The 17,363-nt window shown below is 67.6% G+C and carries 15 protein-coding genes; 4 read left to right on the forward strand and 11 right to left on the reverse strand.

Annotated features, from left to right (window positions below):
• Positions 1 to 10 precede the first annotated feature (10 nt).
• The gene (locus tag AC1DTW_RS16635; RefSeq protein WP_477982376.1) at positions 11 to 1,450 is read left to right on the forward strand and encodes a hypothetical protein; all 1,440 of its coding nucleotides are present in this window, start codon (positions 11 to 13) and stop codon (positions 1,448 to 1,450) included.
• Between the two features lie 14 nt (positions 1,451 to 1,464).
• Here the strand turns inward: AC1DTW_RS16635 and AC1DTW_RS16640 are convergent, their stop codons facing one another.
• From AC1DTW_RS16640 to AC1DTW_RS16660, 5 genes are all read right to left on the reverse strand, one after another.
• Positions 1,465 to 2,055 (reverse strand): DUF3501 family protein, encoded by a 591-nt coding sequence (locus tag AC1DTW_RS16640; RefSeq protein WP_477982377.1) that lies wholly within the window; start codon positions 2,053 to 2,055, stop codon positions 1,465 to 1,467.
• 5 nt (positions 2,056 to 2,060) lie between these two features.
• Entirely contained in the window at positions 2,061 to 3,413 is a 1,353-nt protein-coding gene (locus AC1DTW_RS16645) for a (Fe-S)-binding protein (RefSeq protein WP_477982378.1), read from the reverse strand.
• Between the two features lie 67 nt (positions 3,414 to 3,480).
• On the reverse strand, positions 3,481 to 3,900 hold the full coding sequence (locus tag AC1DTW_RS16650; protein ID WP_477908359.1) for a rubrerythrin family protein: 420 nt from the start codon (positions 3,898 to 3,900) through the stop codon (positions 3,481 to 3,483).
• Between the two features lie 204 nt (positions 3,901 to 4,104).
• Entirely contained in the window at positions 4,105 to 4,791 is a 687-nt protein-coding gene (locus AC1DTW_RS16655; protein ID WP_477982379.1) for a PEP-CTERM sorting domain-containing protein, read from the reverse strand.
• Between the two features lie 152 nt (positions 4,792 to 4,943).
• Positions 4,944 to 5,201: an ECF-type sigma factor gene (locus AC1DTW_RS16660; protein WP_477982380.1), complete on the reverse strand. Its 258-nt coding sequence runs from the start codon at positions 5,199 to 5,201 to the stop codon at positions 4,944 to 4,946.
• Positions 5,202 to 5,364: 163 nt separating this feature from the next.
• On the opposite strand from AC1DTW_RS16660, the gene AC1DTW_RS16665 reads away from it, so the two are divergent.
• Positions 5,365 to 5,664 carry a YjiS-like domain-containing protein gene (locus tag AC1DTW_RS16665; RefSeq protein ID WP_477982418.1) on the forward strand — a complete coding sequence of 100 codons (300 nt, stop codon included), beginning with the start codon at positions 5,365 to 5,367 and terminating at the stop codon, positions 5,662 to 5,664.
• Positions 5,665 to 5,687: 23 nt separating this feature from the next.
• Positions 5,688 to 6,815 carry a TIGR03118 family protein gene (locus AC1DTW_RS16670; protein WP_477982381.1) on the forward strand — a complete coding sequence of 376 codons (1,128 nt, stop codon included), beginning with the start codon at positions 5,688 to 5,690 and terminating at the stop codon, positions 6,813 to 6,815.
• A gap of 68 nt (positions 6,816 to 6,883) precedes the next feature.
• Here AC1DTW_RS16670 and AC1DTW_RS16675 read toward each other — a convergent pair whose 3' ends face one another.
• Together AC1DTW_RS16675 and AC1DTW_RS16680 are read right to left on the reverse strand one after the other, a co-directional pair.
• Positions 6,884 to 8,179 carry an NAD(P)-binding domain-containing protein gene (locus tag AC1DTW_RS16675; protein ID WP_477982382.1) on the reverse strand — a complete coding sequence of 432 codons (1,296 nt, stop codon included), beginning with the start codon at positions 8,177 to 8,179 and terminating at the stop codon, positions 6,884 to 6,886.
• 58 nt (positions 8,180 to 8,237) lie between these two features.
• Positions 8,238 to 10,820, reverse strand: a complete 2,583-nt coding sequence (locus tag AC1DTW_RS16680) for an MHYT domain-containing protein (protein WP_477982383.1) — start codon at positions 10,818 to 10,820, stop codon at positions 8,238 to 8,240.
• A gap of 305 nt (positions 10,821 to 11,125) precedes the next feature.
• On the opposite strand from AC1DTW_RS16680, the gene AC1DTW_RS16685 reads away from it, so the two are divergent.
• On the forward strand, positions 11,126 to 11,635 hold the full coding sequence (locus tag AC1DTW_RS16685; RefSeq protein WP_477982384.1) for a BLUF domain-containing protein: 510 nt from the start codon (positions 11,126 to 11,128) through the stop codon (positions 11,633 to 11,635).
• A gap of 38 nt (positions 11,636 to 11,673) precedes the next feature.
• Here the strand turns inward: AC1DTW_RS16685 and AC1DTW_RS16690 are convergent, their stop codons facing one another.
• The 4 genes from AC1DTW_RS16690 to AC1DTW_RS16705 form a co-directional block, all read right to left on the reverse strand.
• A complete protein-coding gene (locus AC1DTW_RS16690) occupies positions 11,674 to 12,246 on the reverse strand; it encodes a hypothetical protein (RefSeq protein WP_477982385.1) in 573 nt (190 codons plus the stop codon).
• A gap of 71 nt (positions 12,247 to 12,317) precedes the next feature.
• The gene (locus AC1DTW_RS16695; RefSeq protein WP_477982386.1) at positions 12,318 to 15,404 is read right to left on the reverse strand and encodes a transglycosylase domain-containing protein; all 3,087 of its coding nucleotides are present in this window, start codon (positions 15,402 to 15,404) and stop codon (positions 12,318 to 12,320) included.
• A gap of 336 nt (positions 15,405 to 15,740) precedes the next feature.
• Positions 15,741 to 15,986: a hypothetical protein gene (locus AC1DTW_RS16700; RefSeq protein WP_477982387.1), complete on the reverse strand. Its 246-nt coding sequence runs from the start codon at positions 15,984 to 15,986 to the stop codon at positions 15,741 to 15,743.
• A gap of 190 nt (positions 15,987 to 16,176) precedes the next feature.
• A complete protein-coding gene (locus AC1DTW_RS16705; protein ID WP_477982388.1) occupies positions 16,177 to 17,361 on the reverse strand; it encodes a sensor histidine kinase in 1,185 nt (394 codons plus the stop codon).
• Positions 17,362 to 17,363: the final 2 nt, after the last annotated feature.

Below are 17,363 nucleotides of genomic sequence, written 5' to 3' on the forward strand. Positions count from 1 at the left end.
CGCGACTGCCTTGATGCTGTCGCTGCTGCCGTCAGCGCACGCGCAAGACGTGCACGCCGAGTCGCTGCCGACCGCTGGCATGCTGGGCTTCGAGCGGGTAAGCCTGCCTGAGGGCGAGCGCATGGGACTGATCGGGGGCTCGCTGCTGTTCGACATCGACAGCGACTGGGGCATCGGCCCGGGCATCTACAGCGCCGTCACCGGACGTCGCGGCGGCCTGTTCGTCGGCGGCATCGAATTGCAGCGGCGCTGGGGTCTGGGCAAGGGCTTGTCGCTCGCCACCGGCCTCTACGCCGGCGGGGGTGGCGGCGCGTCAGCGCCCGTCGGAAGCGGGCTGATGCTGCGCCCGGCGCTGACACTGTTGAAGGATATCGGGCCGACGTTCCAGCTGGGCCTGTCTTGGTCGTCGGTCAGATTCCCGAGCGGCCAGATCCGCAGCAACCAGGTCGGCCTCATGCTCGGCTGGCGCCAGGAGTTCATGCACCTGAGCGGCTCGGGCACGATTCCGAACTCGTCATTGGCAATGTCCGGCGGCCTGGGCTTCGACCGAATGGGAGTTACGGTTTCGACCTACGGGCTTCGTGACGGCAGCGGGCGGCGCGTGAGCCTCGTCGGTGCGCGAGCCGAGCGCCGCTCGAACATCAATGGCTTCACCTGGGGCATGGAGACGGCGGCAGCGGCCAAGGGCGATGCGGCCGGCTACATGGAGATCCTCGGTAGCGCCACCTTCAGTATCGCGCCCTTCGCATCGGCCCTGCCCTCGTGGCGCGTCGGCGCCCGGCTGAGCGCCGGTGCAGGCGGAGGCGGCGCTGTGCCCACCGGCGGCGGCTTGATCGGCAAGGTGGTCGGCACCATGGAATGGAGCCCCGCGCCCGGCTGGACGCTCGGCGCCGACTACGGCCTCGTGCGCTCGCGCAGCAACAGCTTGCACGCGCGCCAGGCACAAATCTGGTTGGGGATGGATCTGGAGCCCGGGCTGGACGGCCGCGGCATCTCTACCGCCCATGTCGTGCGCACCGAATGGGCCGGCGCATGGCAGCATCACACGCGCATGGTGCGCAGCGACGGCACGCGCCAGCCGCTCGACACGATCGGCCTGAAGCTGAACCGCTACTTCGGTGAGCACGTTTACATCACCGGCCAGGCGCACAGTGCATTCGCGGGCGGTGCGGGCGCGTATTCGGTCGGATTGATCGGGGCAGGCCTGAACGCGAGTCCGGCAGCGTCGATACGGATCGGCGCCGAGGCGCTGGTCGGTGCGGCCGGCGGCGGCGGCGTGGCAAGCGCCGGTGGCGCTGTCACTCAGGGGCTGCTCTGGGCCGCCTGGCAACCCAGCAGCGTGGGCGAACTTCGTCTCGGTTTCGGTGCCACGCGCCCCCTGCACAGCGGCCATGCCGGACCCGTCGCCGAGCTGTCATGGAGCCGCGCTTTCGGCATGGCCGGGGGCTGACCCGCAGGAGCACGTCACCGCAGATCGCCGGCGAGGCTCGCCAGCGTCTCGGGTGGGATCACGACATGCGCCGGGTAGTTCGTGTGGTCGCAGCCGAGCTTCACGCTCGCGCCGGCGCGCACCGCCTCGCGTGCGCCCGGTGCGAACTCGAAGCGCACGAAGTGCACCGCCGAGGTCTTCTCGTCGTTCTCGCGGTCCAGGTCTTCATCGGCGATCGCGTAGGCGCGCGCATGGCCCTCGACCTCGACGAACAGCCGGTCTTCGACGCCGATCAGCCGCGCAAGTTCGCGCTTGCGCTCGTGCACATCGGGGTATTCGATCAGCATCGTCGCCTTCCAGTTCGCGCCGTCGGGCACGAGCGCGGCATAGGCGTCGATCTCGCTCTGGATGCCCTCTTCGTCGAAGATCTTCTCGATGTGCAGCATCTCCTGGATCTGGCGGCGGATCGTCTGCTCGTCCTCGAACTGCAGGCTGATGTGCTCGCCCAGGCGCACGCTGCGCAGCTTGCGGTGCGCGATCAGCGCCGGTTTGCTGCTCTGGCGGACCTTCGCGTAGGCCTCGAGCGACATCAGGCTCTCCGGGGTGATGGCTTTGGTGATCGTCATGCGCCTTACTCCAATCCGTAGGCCATGCGCACCAGGCTCAGCGGGTGCGCGAGCTTCGCAGGCGGCAGCGCGTTGACCGCCATGCCTTGCGCGATGTGATGCCCGGCGAGCGCGCAATCGGAGGCGATGTAGTCGGGCTCGTCCTTGGCCATGGCCTTGAACACCGGCTTGCCGATCTTCATCGCGTTCGGGTGCGTCGCGGTCTTCACGCCGTAGGTTCCGGCATGCCCCGAGCAGCGCTCGACCGTGTTGAGCTGCACCGGCACGCTCTGGCCGATCAGCTTGAAGACCTCTTCGGTCTTGCGGCCGATCTTCTGCACCCGGCCGTGACACGGGATGTGGTAGCTGACCTTGCCGAGCGCGGCCTTGAAGTCGAGCTTCAGCAGGCCGTCTTTGTGGCGCGCCATCAGGTACTCGAACGGGTCGAACATCGCCTCCTGCACCGCGGCCACATCGACATCGCCCGGGAACAGCAGCGGCAGCTCCTGCTTGAACATCAGCGTGCACGACGGGATCGCCGCGACGATCGCCCAGCCCTCGCGCGCATAGCGGGCGAGCAGCGGGATGTTCGCCTCCTTGTGCCTTGCGACGCCGTCGAGATCGCCGAGCTCGAGCTTGGGCATTCCGCAGCAGCTCTCCTTCTCGACGATCGTGTAGTGGATCTCGTTGTGCTTCAGCAGCTTGATCAGATCGAAACCGATGCCGGGCTCGTTGTAGTTGACGAAGCAGGTCGAGAAGATCGCGACCTTGCCCGGCGTGCGTTCGCCGTTCACGACCGGCACGGCCGCGTCGCCGGGGTCCGCGCTCCAGCGAAAGCGCTGCGTCGCGAGCTCGGGCAGCCAGGCATCGGGATGCACGTGCAGGGCCTTGTCGAGCAGCCGGCGCACCGGCTTCGTCCGGTTCAGGGCGTTGACGACCTGCACGACGACCGGGATGCCGGCGAACTGGCCGTGCGTGTCGGTCGACGCGAGCAGCTTCTCGCCGGCGCCGACCTCGCCGTTGCGAAACTTGATCGCCTTCGCGCGCAGCATCGTGTGCGGGAAGTCGAGGTTCCACGGGTGCGGCGGCACGTACGGGCACTTGGTCATGTAGCACAGGTCGCACAGATAGCACTGGTCGACGACGCTCCAGAAATCCGCCTTGGCAACCTCGTGCACCTCGCCGCCGGCCGTGGCGTCGACCAGGTCGAAAAGGGTCGGGAACGACTGGCACAGGCTCACACAGCGCCGGCAGCCGTGGCAGATGTCGAACACGCGCGCCATCTCGGTCTCGCACGCCGCCTGGTCGTAGAACGCCGGGTTCCGCCAGTCGACCGGGTGGCGCGTCGGCGCCTCGAGATTGCCTTCGCGGATCGTCATCGGAGTCTCTTTCTGCAATGAACAAGGGGCACGAGGCCCCCTGTTCGGCGAGCGTCGAACGCTGGATTCAGTCGACCAGCGCGTCGAGCGCCTTCGTGTAGCGGTTCGCGTGCGAGCGCTCGGCCTTCGCGAGCGTCTCGAACCAGTCGGCGATCTCGTCGAAGCCTTCCTCACGGGCGCTCTTCGCCATGCCGGGGTACATGTCGGTGTACTCATGCGTTTCGCCGGCCACCGCAGCCGCGAGGTTCTGGCGGCTCGAGCCGATCGGCAGGCCGGTCGCCGGGTCGCCGACCGCCTCGAGGAACTCGAGGTGGCCGTGCGCGTGCCCGGTCTCGCCCTCGGCGGTGGAGCGGAACAGCGCGGCCACGTCGTTCTGGCCTTCGATGTCGGCCTTGTTTGCGAAGTACAGGTAACGTCGATTCGCCTGCGATTCGCCGGCGAACGCGTCCTTCAGGTTCTGCTCGGTCTTCGATCCCTTCAAGCCCATGTCGGTCTCCGGTTGGTTGAACTGCGACGGCCGTCGAAGCGCTGCGCTTCCAGCGGGCGGCACGGCGCACGCTACCGCGTCGCGCCCGGATCGGCAAATACAAAGCGCCAATGCAATGCATTGAGCCCGGCTATGAAATCGGCCCCGGCGATGCGCACGCGAACACGTGACCGCCGGGGCCGGGGACGCCTCAGCCGCGCCCGCTCAGCCGCGTTGCCTGCGCTTGCGACCGAGAAAGCCGATCACGGCGAGCCCTGCCAGCGTCAGCGCGACGGTCGGCGGCTCCGGGACCGGCGTCACGACATTGGCAGCGCTGGCGACGAAGAAGGTCTCGAATCCGCCGGTCGCATTCGCCGCGCTGGCCGTCAGGCCGACGTGCAAGTCGCTGCTGAAGATCGCTTGCAGCTCGGCTGCCGATGGCGCCGTCAGCGAGAACACGAAGCCCGAGTTGCCGGCACCGGTGAGGGTGTCGGCAAACGCATACGACTGCGGGATCGAGGCACTGAAGACCTGCGCGCCGGCCGCGTCGTAGACACCCAGGGTCAACCCGACGAGGTCGATGCTGTTCAGCAGGTTGCCGGGTTCCAGCGCATTGAAGACGATCCGCAGGTCGGCCGCCGACGCGATGCCGAGTTCGCCGAGGGTGCGCGTCTGCGTCTGCGAACTGCCGTGCTTGGCGTCGCCGCTCGAGGCATCCATCGCGCCGTTCCACCAGACACTGCCGGCCTCGGTGCTCGAACTGCCCGGGCTCTGGATCGTCAGCACCGTGTTCACCGCACCCAGCCCGGTTCCCTGGAAATCGGCCGGCGCGTCCAACATCAGTTGCGCATTGGTCGCGGTGCCGCACATCGTCAGCACCCCCGCCACAACGTGCGAAGCCTTCGGTCGCATGATGTCTCCTCGGATAAGAACGGGAGCCCCATCTTTGAGGAAAGTCTGCAAGGACCGAGTAGGGAAGTTTCGACACCTGCCGTAGGACGGCTGGCGGCGCGGTATCGAGCGCTTACAGCGCGGTCGCTGCGCTCACCTTGACCCGCTGGAAATCAAGAAGCGACTCGGGCGCTTGAAGCACTGGAGCTCGCCTTCGGCTCCTTGGCGCATTCAGCCCTGAACCTGTCGCCGGCGGCGATGATCAATCCGCCGCCGCGCTTTTGCGCATGCCGCGCCCTCATCCGGTCGATGACCAGTCCGCGCATCGTGCGCGCCGCATAGGCGAGGAATTGACCGGGACCCTCGAACGCCAGCGACGGCCGCCGGCTCATGTCGAGCCAGGCCTCGTGGACCACCGTGCTGGTGCCCACCACGCACGCTTCGCGACGCCGATGGCAGGCATGGCACGGACACCCTTCGCCGCTCGCTCAGGCGATCCAGCGGTGTCGGCCTTTTGGCTCGGATTCCGATTTGACAGGCAAGGGAAGCTTTCTCCTCGGGTCGCTCCCGGCATCACACGATCAAGGAACCATCATGCAATACACGATACGGACCCGCACTGCGCGATTCGACGCGGCAGACACGTCGCTCGCCCGCGTGGCCGCGCGCGGCATCACTGCGTTTCGCGCCGCGTGGCGCGGCATCACCGATGCCTTCGCGCACGGGCGGCGCGCACAGAGGCAACGGCGCGAGGTCGAGTGGCTCGACGAACGCACGCTGCGCGATCTCGGACTGGACCGCTCGGAGTGCACGTCATACCTCGCCGAGAGTTCAGGCATGGCGGCGCCGACCCGCCGACGAGTTGCCGCTGTGCGTCAGACACGGCAAGCGTGAGCCCCACCACTTCGGATACGTCGATGCACTTCCTATCAAGCGTCCGCCGCCCCGCGCTGCTGCCTGCCATCGTCCTCGCCGCATGCGGCGGAGGTGGGTACGACAACAGCCCGCCGCCGCAATCCACCCGCGTGCAAGCCGGCTACGTGGCCACGGCTCTGGTCGCCGGGCCGGATGCCTCGGCTCCCGGCCAGCCGAGCCTGCCAAGCGACTCTCGGCTCGTCGACGCTTGGGGCATTGCGATCTCGCCGCGCGCCTTCGCGTGGGTGGCGAACCAGGGAAGCTCGAGCTCCACGCAGTACGACGGCGATGGCGGCTTCGTGCCGCTGATCGTCGAACTCGACGACGGGCGAGCAGGGAAGGCACGACCGACAGGCGTCGTGTTCAACGGCTCGCAGAACTTCGCCATCGCGCGCGACGGCCGCTCCGGCACCTGCAGCTTCATCGTCGTCGGCGCGGCCGGTACGGTGAACTGCTGGGCCCCGGGGGTGAACGCGCTGGACCGTGCGATCCAGGTCTTCGACGGTGCCACGCTCGGCGCCGTGTACACCGGCGCGGCGATCGACACGCGCGGTGTCGCAGTTGCCTTCCTGCTCGCTGCCGATTTCCACAACGCGCGTGTCGACATCTTCGGCGGCGACTTCACGCGCATGGACGCGGCACCCGCGTTCGTCGATCCGGAACTGCCCGCCGACCATGCCCCGTTCGGCATCCAGACGATCGGCGACCGGACCTACGTCGCCTATGCCAAGCGCGATGCGCAAGACCTCGCCGTCAGCGGCGCCGGCCTCGGGCGCGTTGCCGTCTTCGACACCAACGGCCGCCTGCTGAAACGCCTCATCGGTCCGGGCGGTCGCCTGAACGCCCCCTGGGGCATGGCGCAGGCGCCAGCGGACTTCGGCGAATTCAGCAACGCCTTGCTGGTCGCCAATGTCGGCGACGGTCGCATCAACGCCTTCGACATCGAGACGGGCGCCTTTCTCGGCGTGCTGGCGCTGCCGAGCGGCTCGCCGATCGTCATCGACGGGTTGCGGGGCATCGCCTTCGGACAGGGCTTGTTCGACCAGCCGGGCGATGCGGCCTCGCTGTTCTACACCGCAGGCCCGGCGGCAGGACGCCGAGGCGCCTATGGGCGCATCGACAGCCGTTAGCCGCCCGTCGGCGACAACGTCCTGATCCAGCGAATTCGACGCAGGCTGGTCACGGCCGCCGGGGTGCCTTACGGGATCGGATAGGGCGCCTCGTCCGGAGTGTTCAGTGCAATGTCGCGATAGTGCGCGCGCCAGGCATCGGGTGGATAGCTCACCGGGTCGCGCGGGGCCAGGTAGTCGACGATGTCGAAGTGGTTGAGCCTCTGCTGGAGCGCCTCGTTGTCGAGCCGTGCGGTGCCGCGGATGTGCGACATCATTGAACGAAACATCAGCGAGTAGGACCACGGCGCCGACCCGATGCCGTCCAGCCCGACACCAGGAAAATACAGATTGGCGGCATCGAGGCTGCGGAAGATGCAACCGCACCGCGCGGCCAGTGCATCGAGCGTGCGGATCACGTTGATCTTTGGCGACTCGAAGTACGACAGATCGACGCCGTAGCCGGTGCCCCAGAGCAGCAAGTCAGCCTCGACGAGGTGTCCGTCCGACAGTGTCACCGTGCTGCCCGCGATGGCGGCCACGCTGGCGCAATGGCGCTCGATGGCAGCATAGTGTTCGAGCATGCCCTGGCGGCCGGGGATGAGCTGGTCGTGCTGCACGTCGAAGTCACGCGTGGGCATGATCTCGGTGATGCCGAACTTCTCGTAGCGCGATTTCAGGTCGGCGCCGATTGCAGCGCTCTGCTGCTCGACCGTCATCCCAGTAGCCTGCAACCTGGCAAACCCACGGACACTGCCCGCAACGTGCTTGGGCTTGCGCGTCGGCATGAACCAACGCATTCCGCGGTATGCCCAGACCACACGCCGGGCGCCATGTTGAAAACACAGCTCCAGCAGATCGAAGGCCGACGCACCGCCGCCGACCACCAACACGTCGCGACCTGTCAATACAGTCGGGTCCCGAAGGGCACTCGAGTGAAACTCACGCACGGTGCTGGCCGAACGCGAGACGTCTGGGGTCAACGGCGTGTTGTGGGCGCCTGTCGCCGCGACGAGGTGCGCCGCATGCACCGCGCCGCCAGGCGTCGACAGCTCCCAGCCCGATTCACCTTCGCGGGCCAGGTGCACGGGCGCATTCAGCCGGATTCCATCGGCCAGGCCGAACCGCTCGACCCAGGCTTCGATGTTGGCCAGGATATGTGGCTGAGTCGCGCCGTGCAGCGGCAAATCGCCAAGGGTCCAGTCGACTGCACTGATCTGGATGTCCTGCCACGCCGGAAGGTCACGCCACAAGCCGCCGACACGGCCCTGCCTCTCGAGCACGATGGCCTCGAGCCCGGCTCGACGCGCATAGGCCAGCGCCACGACACCGGCCAAGCCGCCGCCGATGATCGCCACGTCAAATCGCTTGCCGGCACGCTTCATGTGACATGCTCACTCCGGGCTTGCAGCCCCATCGATGGGGGCTGCGCGCGTGCGTCGATCACGGCGTCTCCTCTGTCGTGGACGAACCCGGCGGCGCAGTCAGTGTCAGCTGGGCCAGGGCCGCGCGCACCTCGCGCAGCTTGGGCGGCTTGCTCAGCACCCGGTCCACGTGCGCCGGGGCCTCGCCGTCGGCCACCAGCCGCTGCCCCCAGCCGGTGAGCAGGATGACCGGCGTCGCCTTGGCCTTTGCCTTCACCGCGGCGGCCACCGTGCGGCCGTCGACGTGGGGCATGCCCAGGTCAGTGACGACCACGTCGAAGGCCTCGCCAGGCCGGTGGGCGGCGAGGAACGCGTCGATGCCGGCCTGGCCGCCGTTGGCGGTGACGACGACGTGGCCGTCGAGCTCGAGCGTGTCGCACAGCGACTTGAGCATCATCGGGTCGTCGTCGATGGTCAGGATGCGCAGCCGCGACGCAGGAGCTTGCGGCGGCGCGGCCACCGCTGCGGCCGGCTCGATCGCCGGGATCGGGAAACTCAGGCGCACCGTCGTGCCACTGCCGACGACGCTGTCGATGTCGACCTCCGCAGCGTGGCGCTGCGCGACGCCGTACACCATCGCCAGCCCCAGGCCGGTGCCGCGCTCGCCCTTGGTGGTGAAGAAGGGCTCCAGGCATCGGCGCCGCGTGTCTTCGCTCATGCCGACGCCGGTGTCGCTCACTTCGACCACCGCGCAGGAGGCGGCCGATTCCGGGCCGCCCGCGACGGGGCCGCTGCAGCGCGTGCGCAGGGTGAGCGTGCCGCCGTCGGGCATGGCGTCCACGGCGTTGAAGATCAGGTTGATCAGCGCCTCGCGCACTTCGCTCTCGACGCCGAGGATGGCGGGCAGGTCCGGCGCGAGCTCGGTCTCGAGGTCGATCACGATGCCGCGCTGTTGAGGCATGTCGCTCCAGCGGGCGTGCGTGAAGTCCAGCACCTGTTGAACCAGCGAATTCAGGCGCACCCGCGTGGGCTGCAGCTGGGGTTCGCGCTGGCGGTAGAACTCGCGCATGCGGGCGACCGTCGCGGCGACGTCGTCGATGGCGCGCGCGATCGTCACCAGGTAGCCGCGCCCGCGTTCGCTCAGGCTGGGCTCGCGCTCGAGCAGGCTCTCGGTGTACAGCGCCACGGGCGACAGGGCGTTGTTGATGTCGTGGGCGATACCGCTGGCCATCTGGCCGAGCGCGCGCAGCCGCTCCTGCTGCATCACGGCCTGCTGGGTCTGGCGCAGATCGTCGTAGGCCTCCTGCAAGGCGCCGTGCAGTTCGGCCTGCTGGGCCGCGAGCGCGACATGGGTGCTGAGCTGGCGCAGGAATTCGCAGTCGCCGCTGCTGAAGGACTGGGGCAGTTCGCGGGCGACCACCAGGATGCCGAACACGCGGCTCTCGGACTGCAGGGGGGCCGCGACCAGCGCGCGCAGGCCGCCGCGCGCGAGCCGCTGTGGGAACGCGAACGACATCGCCTGCAGGTCGGGCTCATACACCAGCTCGCCGCGCACGGCACGCGACAGGCCGTTCTGATCGATCGCCACGCGTGATTGCTCGCCCAGCCCGAGTTCCGCGGCCAGGGGCTGGCTGTGCGCGCCCACGTGGATGACGGTCAGCACGTCGCCCCCGGCGTCATAGCGGCACACGCATGCGAAGTCCACCCGCAGGCGCTCTTCGAGGCTGCGGATCGCCACCTGGTAAATGCTTTGCAGATCCTGCCGCTCGCCGATCGCGCGGCTGATCTGATCCAGCAGCGTCAGGCGTTCGAGTTGCGCCTGCAGCTTGGTCTCGGTGCGTTCGCGCTCGACGATCTGGTTCTGCAGGTTCTCGGTCGTTCGCTGCAGGTCGGCGTTGGCGATCCGAAGTGAACCCGCGAGCCGCGCTTCCTGCATCCGCCCGTTGATGATCGACGTGAACAGCGTCAGCCCGAGCACGGTCACGGCCGCCGCGCCCACCAGCAGGCTCAGACTCCCGCCCGACAGCACCGCGGCGCTCAGGCAAACCGAGCCTTCGGGGAAGCCGGCCGCTGCCATGCCGGTGTAGTGCATGCCGCTGATGGCGAGGCCCATCACCGCGGCAGCCGCCACCTGGTACGCAAGTTCGCGGCGCTGGCTCACGCGCCGCAGCCAGAAGAAAATCATCAGCGCTGCCGCCGAGGCGATCACCGCAACCGCGGCCGATGCCGCCACCAACATAGCGTCCCAGTCTATGGGCGGCGACATGTCGAGCGCGGCCATGCCGAGGTAGTGCATCGCGCAAATGCCCGCGCCCATTGCCAGCGAGCCGCCGGCCAGGCGCGCCAGCGTCAGCGAACCGCGACTGGCCAGTCCCAATGCAACAACCGACACCGCGACCGCGGCGGCCCATGAGACGAAGGTCAGCAGGTGGGTGTAGCCCAGAGCGATCGGCAGCGAGAATGCGATCATGCCGACGAAGTGCATGGACCAGATTCCGGTGCCCATCGCGATCGACCCGCCGACCCACCAGGTCAGTGCCACGCTGCGGTCCGCCGCGCGCACGCGCTTGGCCAGATCCAGCGCCACATAGGACGCGAGGCTGGCGATCAGCACGGACGCCAGCACCAGCGCAGGATCGTAGCGAGGGGTCAGATACACCATGTCGTTTGCACTTGATGGCCGTGCGCGATGATGCATGAATACCGGCGGCTGCGTTGCGGCCATCGATGGCCACGCTGTGTGATCGGACACGCGCGTTGCCCTGCCCTGTAACAGCCTTTGGTGACGGTCCGGAACCGGAATCTCAAGGATTCGCTCGCTGCGCCGATATCAGGCGCTGCACGGGACGCAGATTCAGGCTCGTCCAAACGTGCAAGAGTTCGATCCGACCCGTGGTTCGCGAGCGTTGAGCACTGCGTATTCGGCTACCGTATCGTCAACAGTCACAGCACGGAAACACAGCTCAGATGGCCGACCTCTATTCCCTGGTGTATGTCTCCACCGCGACTCGGTTCCTCGCCATGGATGATATTGGCCGCCTGCTGGAGAAAGCCCGGCAACGCAACCTCGACCAGGACGTGACCGGCGTCCTTCTGTACTCGGACGGGAACTTCATGCAGTGCCTCGAAGGCCCCGCCGCAAGGCTCGCGCGGGTTTACGAAACCATCAAGGCTGACTCGCTGCACTTCGGAGTCATCGATCTCGTGCGTGAGCCCATCCGGTCGCGAGAGTTCTCGGAGTGGTCGATGGCCTTTCGGGTCGCGGGCGCACTCGGCGCCTCTTCTCCGACGTCCCAGGATGAACTTCTGTCAGAAAGACTGTCGTTGTCCGCCGAGCCGATGTCGCTGTCGCGAGGCTTGCTCGCAAAATTCTGGAGCCGGGGGCGAACTTCGGTGGTTCCCAGCCTGATTGAACTGTCCAAGAATCAGACGCGGCGGACACATCCGGACAGCGTCTCGCCGCGGTCGACGAGCTGAGCGTGTTCAATGCGATTTGCTTGTCGATTCCTTCGGACTCAAGTTGTAAGGCCAAGCTCCTCGAGAGCAGACGCAACCTCCGGTCGCATCTTCCACACCCATGCCTCCCTCGGCCCAGAGCGGTCTTCCGCTTCGGCCAGGGCGCCGATCCAGTCCAAGGTACCGCTCTTGCGCTTGCGCTGCTGCTGAAGGAATGCAGGCAACCGTTCGTACAGGGCCTGCCCGATAGAACCGTACTGAAGATTTGGGGCGTCGAGGCTCGTGTCCTCGGCAGCATCCGCGGCGAGCTCATCCGAATCCTCGCCGATTGTTTCGGAGAGCGCGCTCTCACCCCCGAATTCGTCGACCGCCTCGGCGAGTCCGCGTTCGTCCTCGACATCGTGGGCCGCTACGGCGCGCTCGCTTTCGACGGCCACTTCCGTCAGCTCCGATGCCGTGAGGCTCCGATTGGGCGCCATGTAGTGCGCTCGAAGCATGGCGAGATGGGATTCATTCAGACTCGGCAAGATGCTCCGAAACGCCTCGACGTACTCGGAGACCGAAGGCGCCGCGGGTCGCGAGGTGCTGATTTCCGCGTGGCGACCTTGCCCACGCGAGTGGGACGTGACCATGATGTCGCTGATAGTACGCCTTCGACCGATGTCACCCGCACGATACCCGCGCCGCGCGTTGCAACGGCCGCTCAGCCGCCCGACCCGTTTCCCGTGCCGCATGCGCGGCTGTCCAGCAACTTCTGCAGCGTCGGCGCCAGCGACTTCAGCAACTGGGCCGGCAGCGCGCTGGTGAAACGGTACTTCACCGCGTCGGGCTCGTGCACATAGACCATCACGGTGCCGAAGTAGCGCTGGCCGATCAGGAAGACGAAGGTGGCGGAGCGATCGACGACCCGCGACGAGATCAACTGGCCGGCGCGGCCGAACACATCGAAGCGATGGTCGCCGGTGCCGGTCTTGCCGCCGATCTCGACCAGCGTGCCGTCGCGCCGCGCAAGCGCCCGGTTCAGGCGTTGCGCCGTGCCTGCTTCGACCACGCCGAGCAGCGCACGGCGGACGCTGTCGGCGACCTCGGCAGGCAGCACGCGCTCGCCCGGCGGCGCCCGGTACGCGAGCCGGGTCTCGTACGGCGTGTCGCGCGCGAACTCCAGCGAGGCGATCCGCGCCACCGGCAGCCGCAGTCCCCGGTTGACGATGATCCCCATCAACTCGGCCAGCGCCGCGGGGCGGTCGCCTGACGCGCCGATCGCCGTCGCGTAGGACGGTGTCAGCGCTTCGAACGGATAGCCGAGCCGTTGCCATGCACGATGGACCTCGAGGAAGGCCTCGAGCTCGAGCAGGCTGCGGATGCGCACGTCCTGGGCGCTCTTGTGGCGCGTCTTGAACAGCCAGCCGTAGACCTGCTGTCGTTCGGCACCGCTGGCGGCCTGCACCTCGGTCAGCGTCGCGCCAGGATGGTGGCGCAGAAATCCGACCAGCCAGAGCTCGAGCGGATGCACCCCGGCGATGAAGCCGCGATCGACCAGCGACAAGCGGTCGGGTCCGTACTTGTCGTACAGCGCACGCAGCTCCGACTCCGACACGCCGCCCGTGCCCAGCCGTGGCGCCAGGAACCGCGCCAGCCGATCCGGCCCGGCCCCCGGGTCGAGACTGCGGAACACGCTGGCCAGCCGCGCCGGCGTCGCACGCACGCCTTGCAGCAGCAGCGCCTCGGCGTCCTGCGGCGACTTGCCACGGTACTTGCGGTAGAAGCGGGCGCTGAACGCGCGCCCTTCCTTGTCGGCAAAGCGGGCCAGGTAGTCGCGCCGCTGGGCATCGTTCGAGTTCTCCAGCAGGCCGGAGTCGGCATCGGGCGCATTCGAGATGAGGTGGTAGACCACATCGCGCATCAGCCGGATGAACACCAGGTTGACCGAGTGCCTGAAGGCCTCGCGCACGCTCATCACGCGATGGTTGTCCTTGGGCTCGAAATTCTCGAAGTGGTGCAGCCCGCCACCGGTGAAGAAGCCCTCGGCAGGGTTCGCCGAGTACGAACGCTCCAGTGCCGCTTCGAGCATCGCCGCAAGGCCACGGTCCGCGGCCCGGGACAGGTAGTCGCGCGCCCAGCGGCCGAGCGCGTCGCGCCGGTCCAGCACGAGCGCCGCGAGCTCCTCGGCACTCGAATCGCTCCAGCGCGCGTGCAGCTGCGCAACCAGTTCGAGGTAGGTGATCAGCGTGCGCAGCTTCGCGGTCGAGCCCAGATCGAGCTTGGCGCCTTCGTTGATGTCGAAGGGCTGGTCGTGGCTGTCGGTCTGAACGCGCAGCAGGTTGGCCTGTTCGCCGCGTTCGAACAGCGTGAAGCTGAAGATGAGCTTGCTCGGGTCGTCGCCGTCGTTCAGCAGATGAAAGCCGTACAGGCCCGCCGCTCTGGCAGCGGCCGGATTCTTGAGGCTGCGCAGCAGCCGGGTGGCGGTGCGCTGGGCCTCGCCGTCCAGGTTGCTGTCGGCGCGCAGATCGAGCCGGTCGAGGTCGTAGGCGCGCGGCACGTCGAGCAGGCCGGACAACTTCGCCCGCGCTGCCGTCACGGCCTTGCGCTCGACGAACGAGACCGGCGACGGCTGGCTCTGCGCCTGCAGTTCCAGGCGCAGCGGCAGCGCCGCGTCGCGCAAGCCCGCACTGACCACACCGGCATCGGTCATGACGCGCAGGTAGCTGTTGGTCAGATCGAACAGGCTCGATGCGCCCGTGCCCAGGTAGTGCGAGGGGCGGCGTTGCGCGATCATCAGCGACAGCGCCTGCTTGAAGGCCTGCGCCTGCTTGACGATCAGCACGTGCCTGAAGGCCAGCGCGCGACGCTGCATGAGCTCCGCGGACACGGGCACCGCAGCCGCGCTGTCGACCGTCGTCAGCAGCCGGTTCACCTCGGCGAAGTCGCGCCCGTACCAGGCCCACAGGCCGTCGCCGAGCCCGTTGACTTCGCCGAAGCCCGACTGCGCCCCCAGCGGCACCGTGTTGAGGTAGTCGACGACGATCCGCCGGCGTGCCGGCAGGGTGTTCTCGCCGTCGAGGTAGGCGCGCACCGAGGCTGATGCCATCTGGCGCAGCTTCTCCCGGACAGACTCGGTGCGACCCTCGGGCGAGTGGCGGTACTTCTCCATCTGCGTCGCCAGCGTGCTGCCGCCGGGGCTGGGGTGCGCTTCGTCCACCAGATGCCGCGCCCGGTCGGCGGCCGCCCGGCCCAGGCGGTTCCACTCGATGGCCGGGTTGCGATGCGGGTACTGCGAGGTCAGCAGTTCGCGGTTCTCGATGAACAGCAGCGCGTCGACCAGAACCGAGGGCACCGATTCGAAGCGCTCATAGACCCGCTGCGGAAAGCGGGCCGCGAACAAGGGTTCGTCGCGGCAGTCGCGCAACTCGAGCCCCGCCTGATTCTTCTCGCGATAGGGGCTGAACAAGCCCTGGTCGGTCAACTCGACGAGGCGCGGCGACATGCGCGCCTGGGCCGCGACAACGTAGCCTTGGGTCCCGAGCCGTTCGACGAACTCGGGCATCGACCGGTAGCCGAGCCGTTCGTCATACGGGCCTGCGCCGGGAAAGCGGATCGCGTCGCTGCGTCCCGGCTCGACCTTGAAGTGGAGTTCGCTCGCCAGCTTGCCGAGCAGCTCCGCCTGCAGTCGCGAGGTCTGGAATTCTTCGGCCACGCCGCGGATCGCGCCGACGACGAGCACGACGACCAGGCCGACGAGCAGCCACCTGACGAGCCTCTTCCAGCGGGACGCCGACGCGAGTATGGGCATGGGCAGACTCACAGTGCACGCGCTACCTTCACGACACCTCGATGGGAGGGTCGCGGCGGAAACCCCAGGGGTTCCGACCCGCCCATTGCAGCGCAACTCGTGCGTTCGCGCGACACCAATGTCGGGGGGCGAGGATTGCCGGAGTCTTGGTAAGACATGATCGGATGCTGCCAGCGATGCCTGTCTGGATGCGTCGGGTCTTCCGGTGCGACAGGCGCCACCATGCTTCACGTAGTTGGACTATCCGCCCCGACGCTTCGTTCGCCTGCCGAGCGGCGACGTCGGCGTCGTCGTCAGGCGAAGCGACAAGGCGCACTGGCGTGAGACCAACGTCCGCTACACGAGGCCATGCATGACGGCATCGTCATAGCTGCGCACCCGCCGGTAGCCCAGCGCGGTCGCTTCTTCGCAGGCGATGCTTGATGCTTTCGAGAGCTTGCGCAGCGCCGGTTCTGCGTGCAGCAGCGAAACCGTCACGGCGACCATCCAGGTTTGCGTGCCGTTCTTCAGTCTGTAGAGGCTGGCACCCGGAACCAAGACGCAACCTCCGATGCCCATGGCGGTTTGCTTGATTGGTGACATGACCACCTCGCCCAACGACGTTCGGGGCCCCGACACACCGCGGGAAGCTGTCCCCCCGCAGCGAGGGTCCTGCCCTCATCTCCTTAACGTGACGGGCTCGTAGCGCGATGACGGTCACCACCCCGCCGTGCCGGGCAGCTGTGGATCATGCCCAGGTAGACGACGACGAAGACGGCGGCGATGCCTTCGGTCACGCCGTTCGGGATCGGTCCGAATTCAACGTGAAGTAGAACGTCGCACCCCGCCCTACCGCCGCTTCGGCCCAAATGCGCCCGTGGTGGCGATCGACAATGCGCTGCACGATCGACAGGCCCACGCCGGTGCCTTCGAACTCGTCGCTGCGATGCAGTCGCTGAAACACCCCAAAAAGGCGCTGCGCGCGCGCCATGTCGAAACCGGCGCCGTTGTCGCGCACGAAGAAGGTCGGCGTGCCGTCGGCTTCCGTCCGCGCACCGACCTCGACGACAGGGTGCTCCTGATGGCGCGTGAACTTGTAGGCGTTGGACAAGAGGTTCGCCAACGCCTGTCGCAGCAAGGCCGGATCGCCTTCGGTCCGCGGGAGCTCGCCGATGCGGACCTCCACCTCACGTGACTGCTGCTCGTGGCGCAGCTCGTTGAGCACGCTGTGGACAATCGTGGTCATGTCCACACGCTTCAAGTGCAACGCCTGACTGCCGAGATTCGAAAAGCGCAGCAGGTCGTCGACGAGCTGTTGCATGCGCTTGACGCTCAGGTTCATGGTCGCCAGGAAGCGCTGCGCCTCGGCGGGCAGATGCGCCGAAAAACTGCTCATCAGCAGTTCGGACAGGCCGTCGACCGCGCGCAGGGGCGCCCGCAGATCGTGCGAGACCGAGTGGTTAAAGGCAGTCAGCTCCTCGTTGGCAGCGGCCAACGCCTTGTTCGCGGTTTCGAGTTCGTGGTTGGATGCTTCGAGCTCCGCGGCGTGCGCGCGCACGCGCCGCTCGAGCTGCAGGTTCTCGACGCGCAAATGCCGTACTTCCAGCGCACGCGAGACCACCGGCAGGATCGCGCTCAGCTTGAACGGCTTCATGATGAAGTCGAGCGCGCCGGCCTGCATCGCCTCCACCGCCCGGGTCACGGTGCCCTCGCCGGTCATCACGATGCCGACGATCGCCGGGTCGATCTGTTGGGCGGCGCGCAGCATGTCGATGCCCACCATCTCCGGCATGTTCAGATCGACGAGCAGGAGATCGCAGTGACCCTCCGAGAGCGCCTCCAGCGCCGCGTGCGCCGACGTGAAACCAACCGTCGCGTAGCCTTCCAAGCGCAGGGTGTCGCACAGCGCCTGTGTCAGGACGGCTTCGTCGTCGACGATGAAGAGTCGCGGGGCGGGATCCGGGGGCGGTGTCCGCATGG

Source organism: Rhizobacter sp. P5_A1, from assembly GCF_056400745.1.

What these genes read in the sequence shown, in the direction of transcription:
- AC1DTW_RS16640 (WP_477982377.1), bottom strand. Translation starts at nt 2,055, where the DNA reads ATGACGATCACCAAAGCCATCACCCCGGAGAGCCTGATGTCGCTCGAG.
- AC1DTW_RS16645 (WP_477982378.1), bottom strand. Translation starts at nt 3,413, where the DNA reads ATGACGATCCGCGAAGGCAATCTCGAGGCGCCGACGCGCCACCCGGTC.
- AC1DTW_RS16650 (WP_477908359.1), bottom strand. Translation starts at nt 3,900, where the DNA reads ATGGGCTTGAAGGGATCGAAGACCGAGCAGAACCTGAAGGACGCGTTC.
- AC1DTW_RS16655 (WP_477982379.1), bottom strand. Translation starts at nt 4,791, where the DNA reads ATGCGACCGAAGGCTTCGCACGTTGTGGCGGGGGTGCTGACGATGTGC.
- AC1DTW_RS16665 (WP_477982418.1), top strand. Translation starts at nt 5,365, where the DNA reads ATGCAATACACGATACGGACCCGCACTGCGCGATTCGACGCGGCAGAC.
- AC1DTW_RS16670 (WP_477982381.1), top strand. Translation starts at nt 5,688, where the DNA reads ATGCACTTCCTATCAAGCGTCCGCCGCCCCGCGCTGCTGCCTGCCATC.
- AC1DTW_RS16675 (WP_477982382.1), bottom strand. Translation starts at nt 8,179, where the DNA reads ATGAAGCGTGCCGGCAAGCGATTTGACGTGGCGATCATCGGCGGCGGC.
- AC1DTW_RS16680 (WP_477982383.1), bottom strand. Translation starts at nt 10,820, where the DNA reads ATGGTGTATCTGACCCCTCGCTACGATCCTGCGCTGGTGCTGGCGTCC.
- AC1DTW_RS16685 (WP_477982384.1), top strand. Translation starts at nt 11,126, where the DNA reads ATGGCCGACCTCTATTCCCTGGTGTATGTCTCCACCGCGACTCGGTTC.
- AC1DTW_RS16690 (WP_477982385.1), bottom strand. Translation starts at nt 12,246, where the DNA reads ATGGTCACGTCCCACTCGCGTGGGCAAGGTCGCCACGCGGAAATCAGC.
- AC1DTW_RS16695 (WP_477982386.1), bottom strand. Translation starts at nt 15,404, where the DNA reads ATGCCCATACTCGCGTCGGCGTCCCGCTGGAAGAGGCTCGTCAGGTGG.
- AC1DTW_RS16700 (WP_477982387.1), bottom strand. Translation starts at nt 15,986, where the DNA reads ATGTCACCAATCAAGCAAACCGCCATGGGCATCGGAGGTTGCGTCTTG.
- AC1DTW_RS16705 (WP_477982388.1), bottom strand. Translation starts at nt 17,361, where the DNA reads ATGCGGACACCGCCCCCGGATCCCGCCCCGCGACTCTTCATCGTCGAC.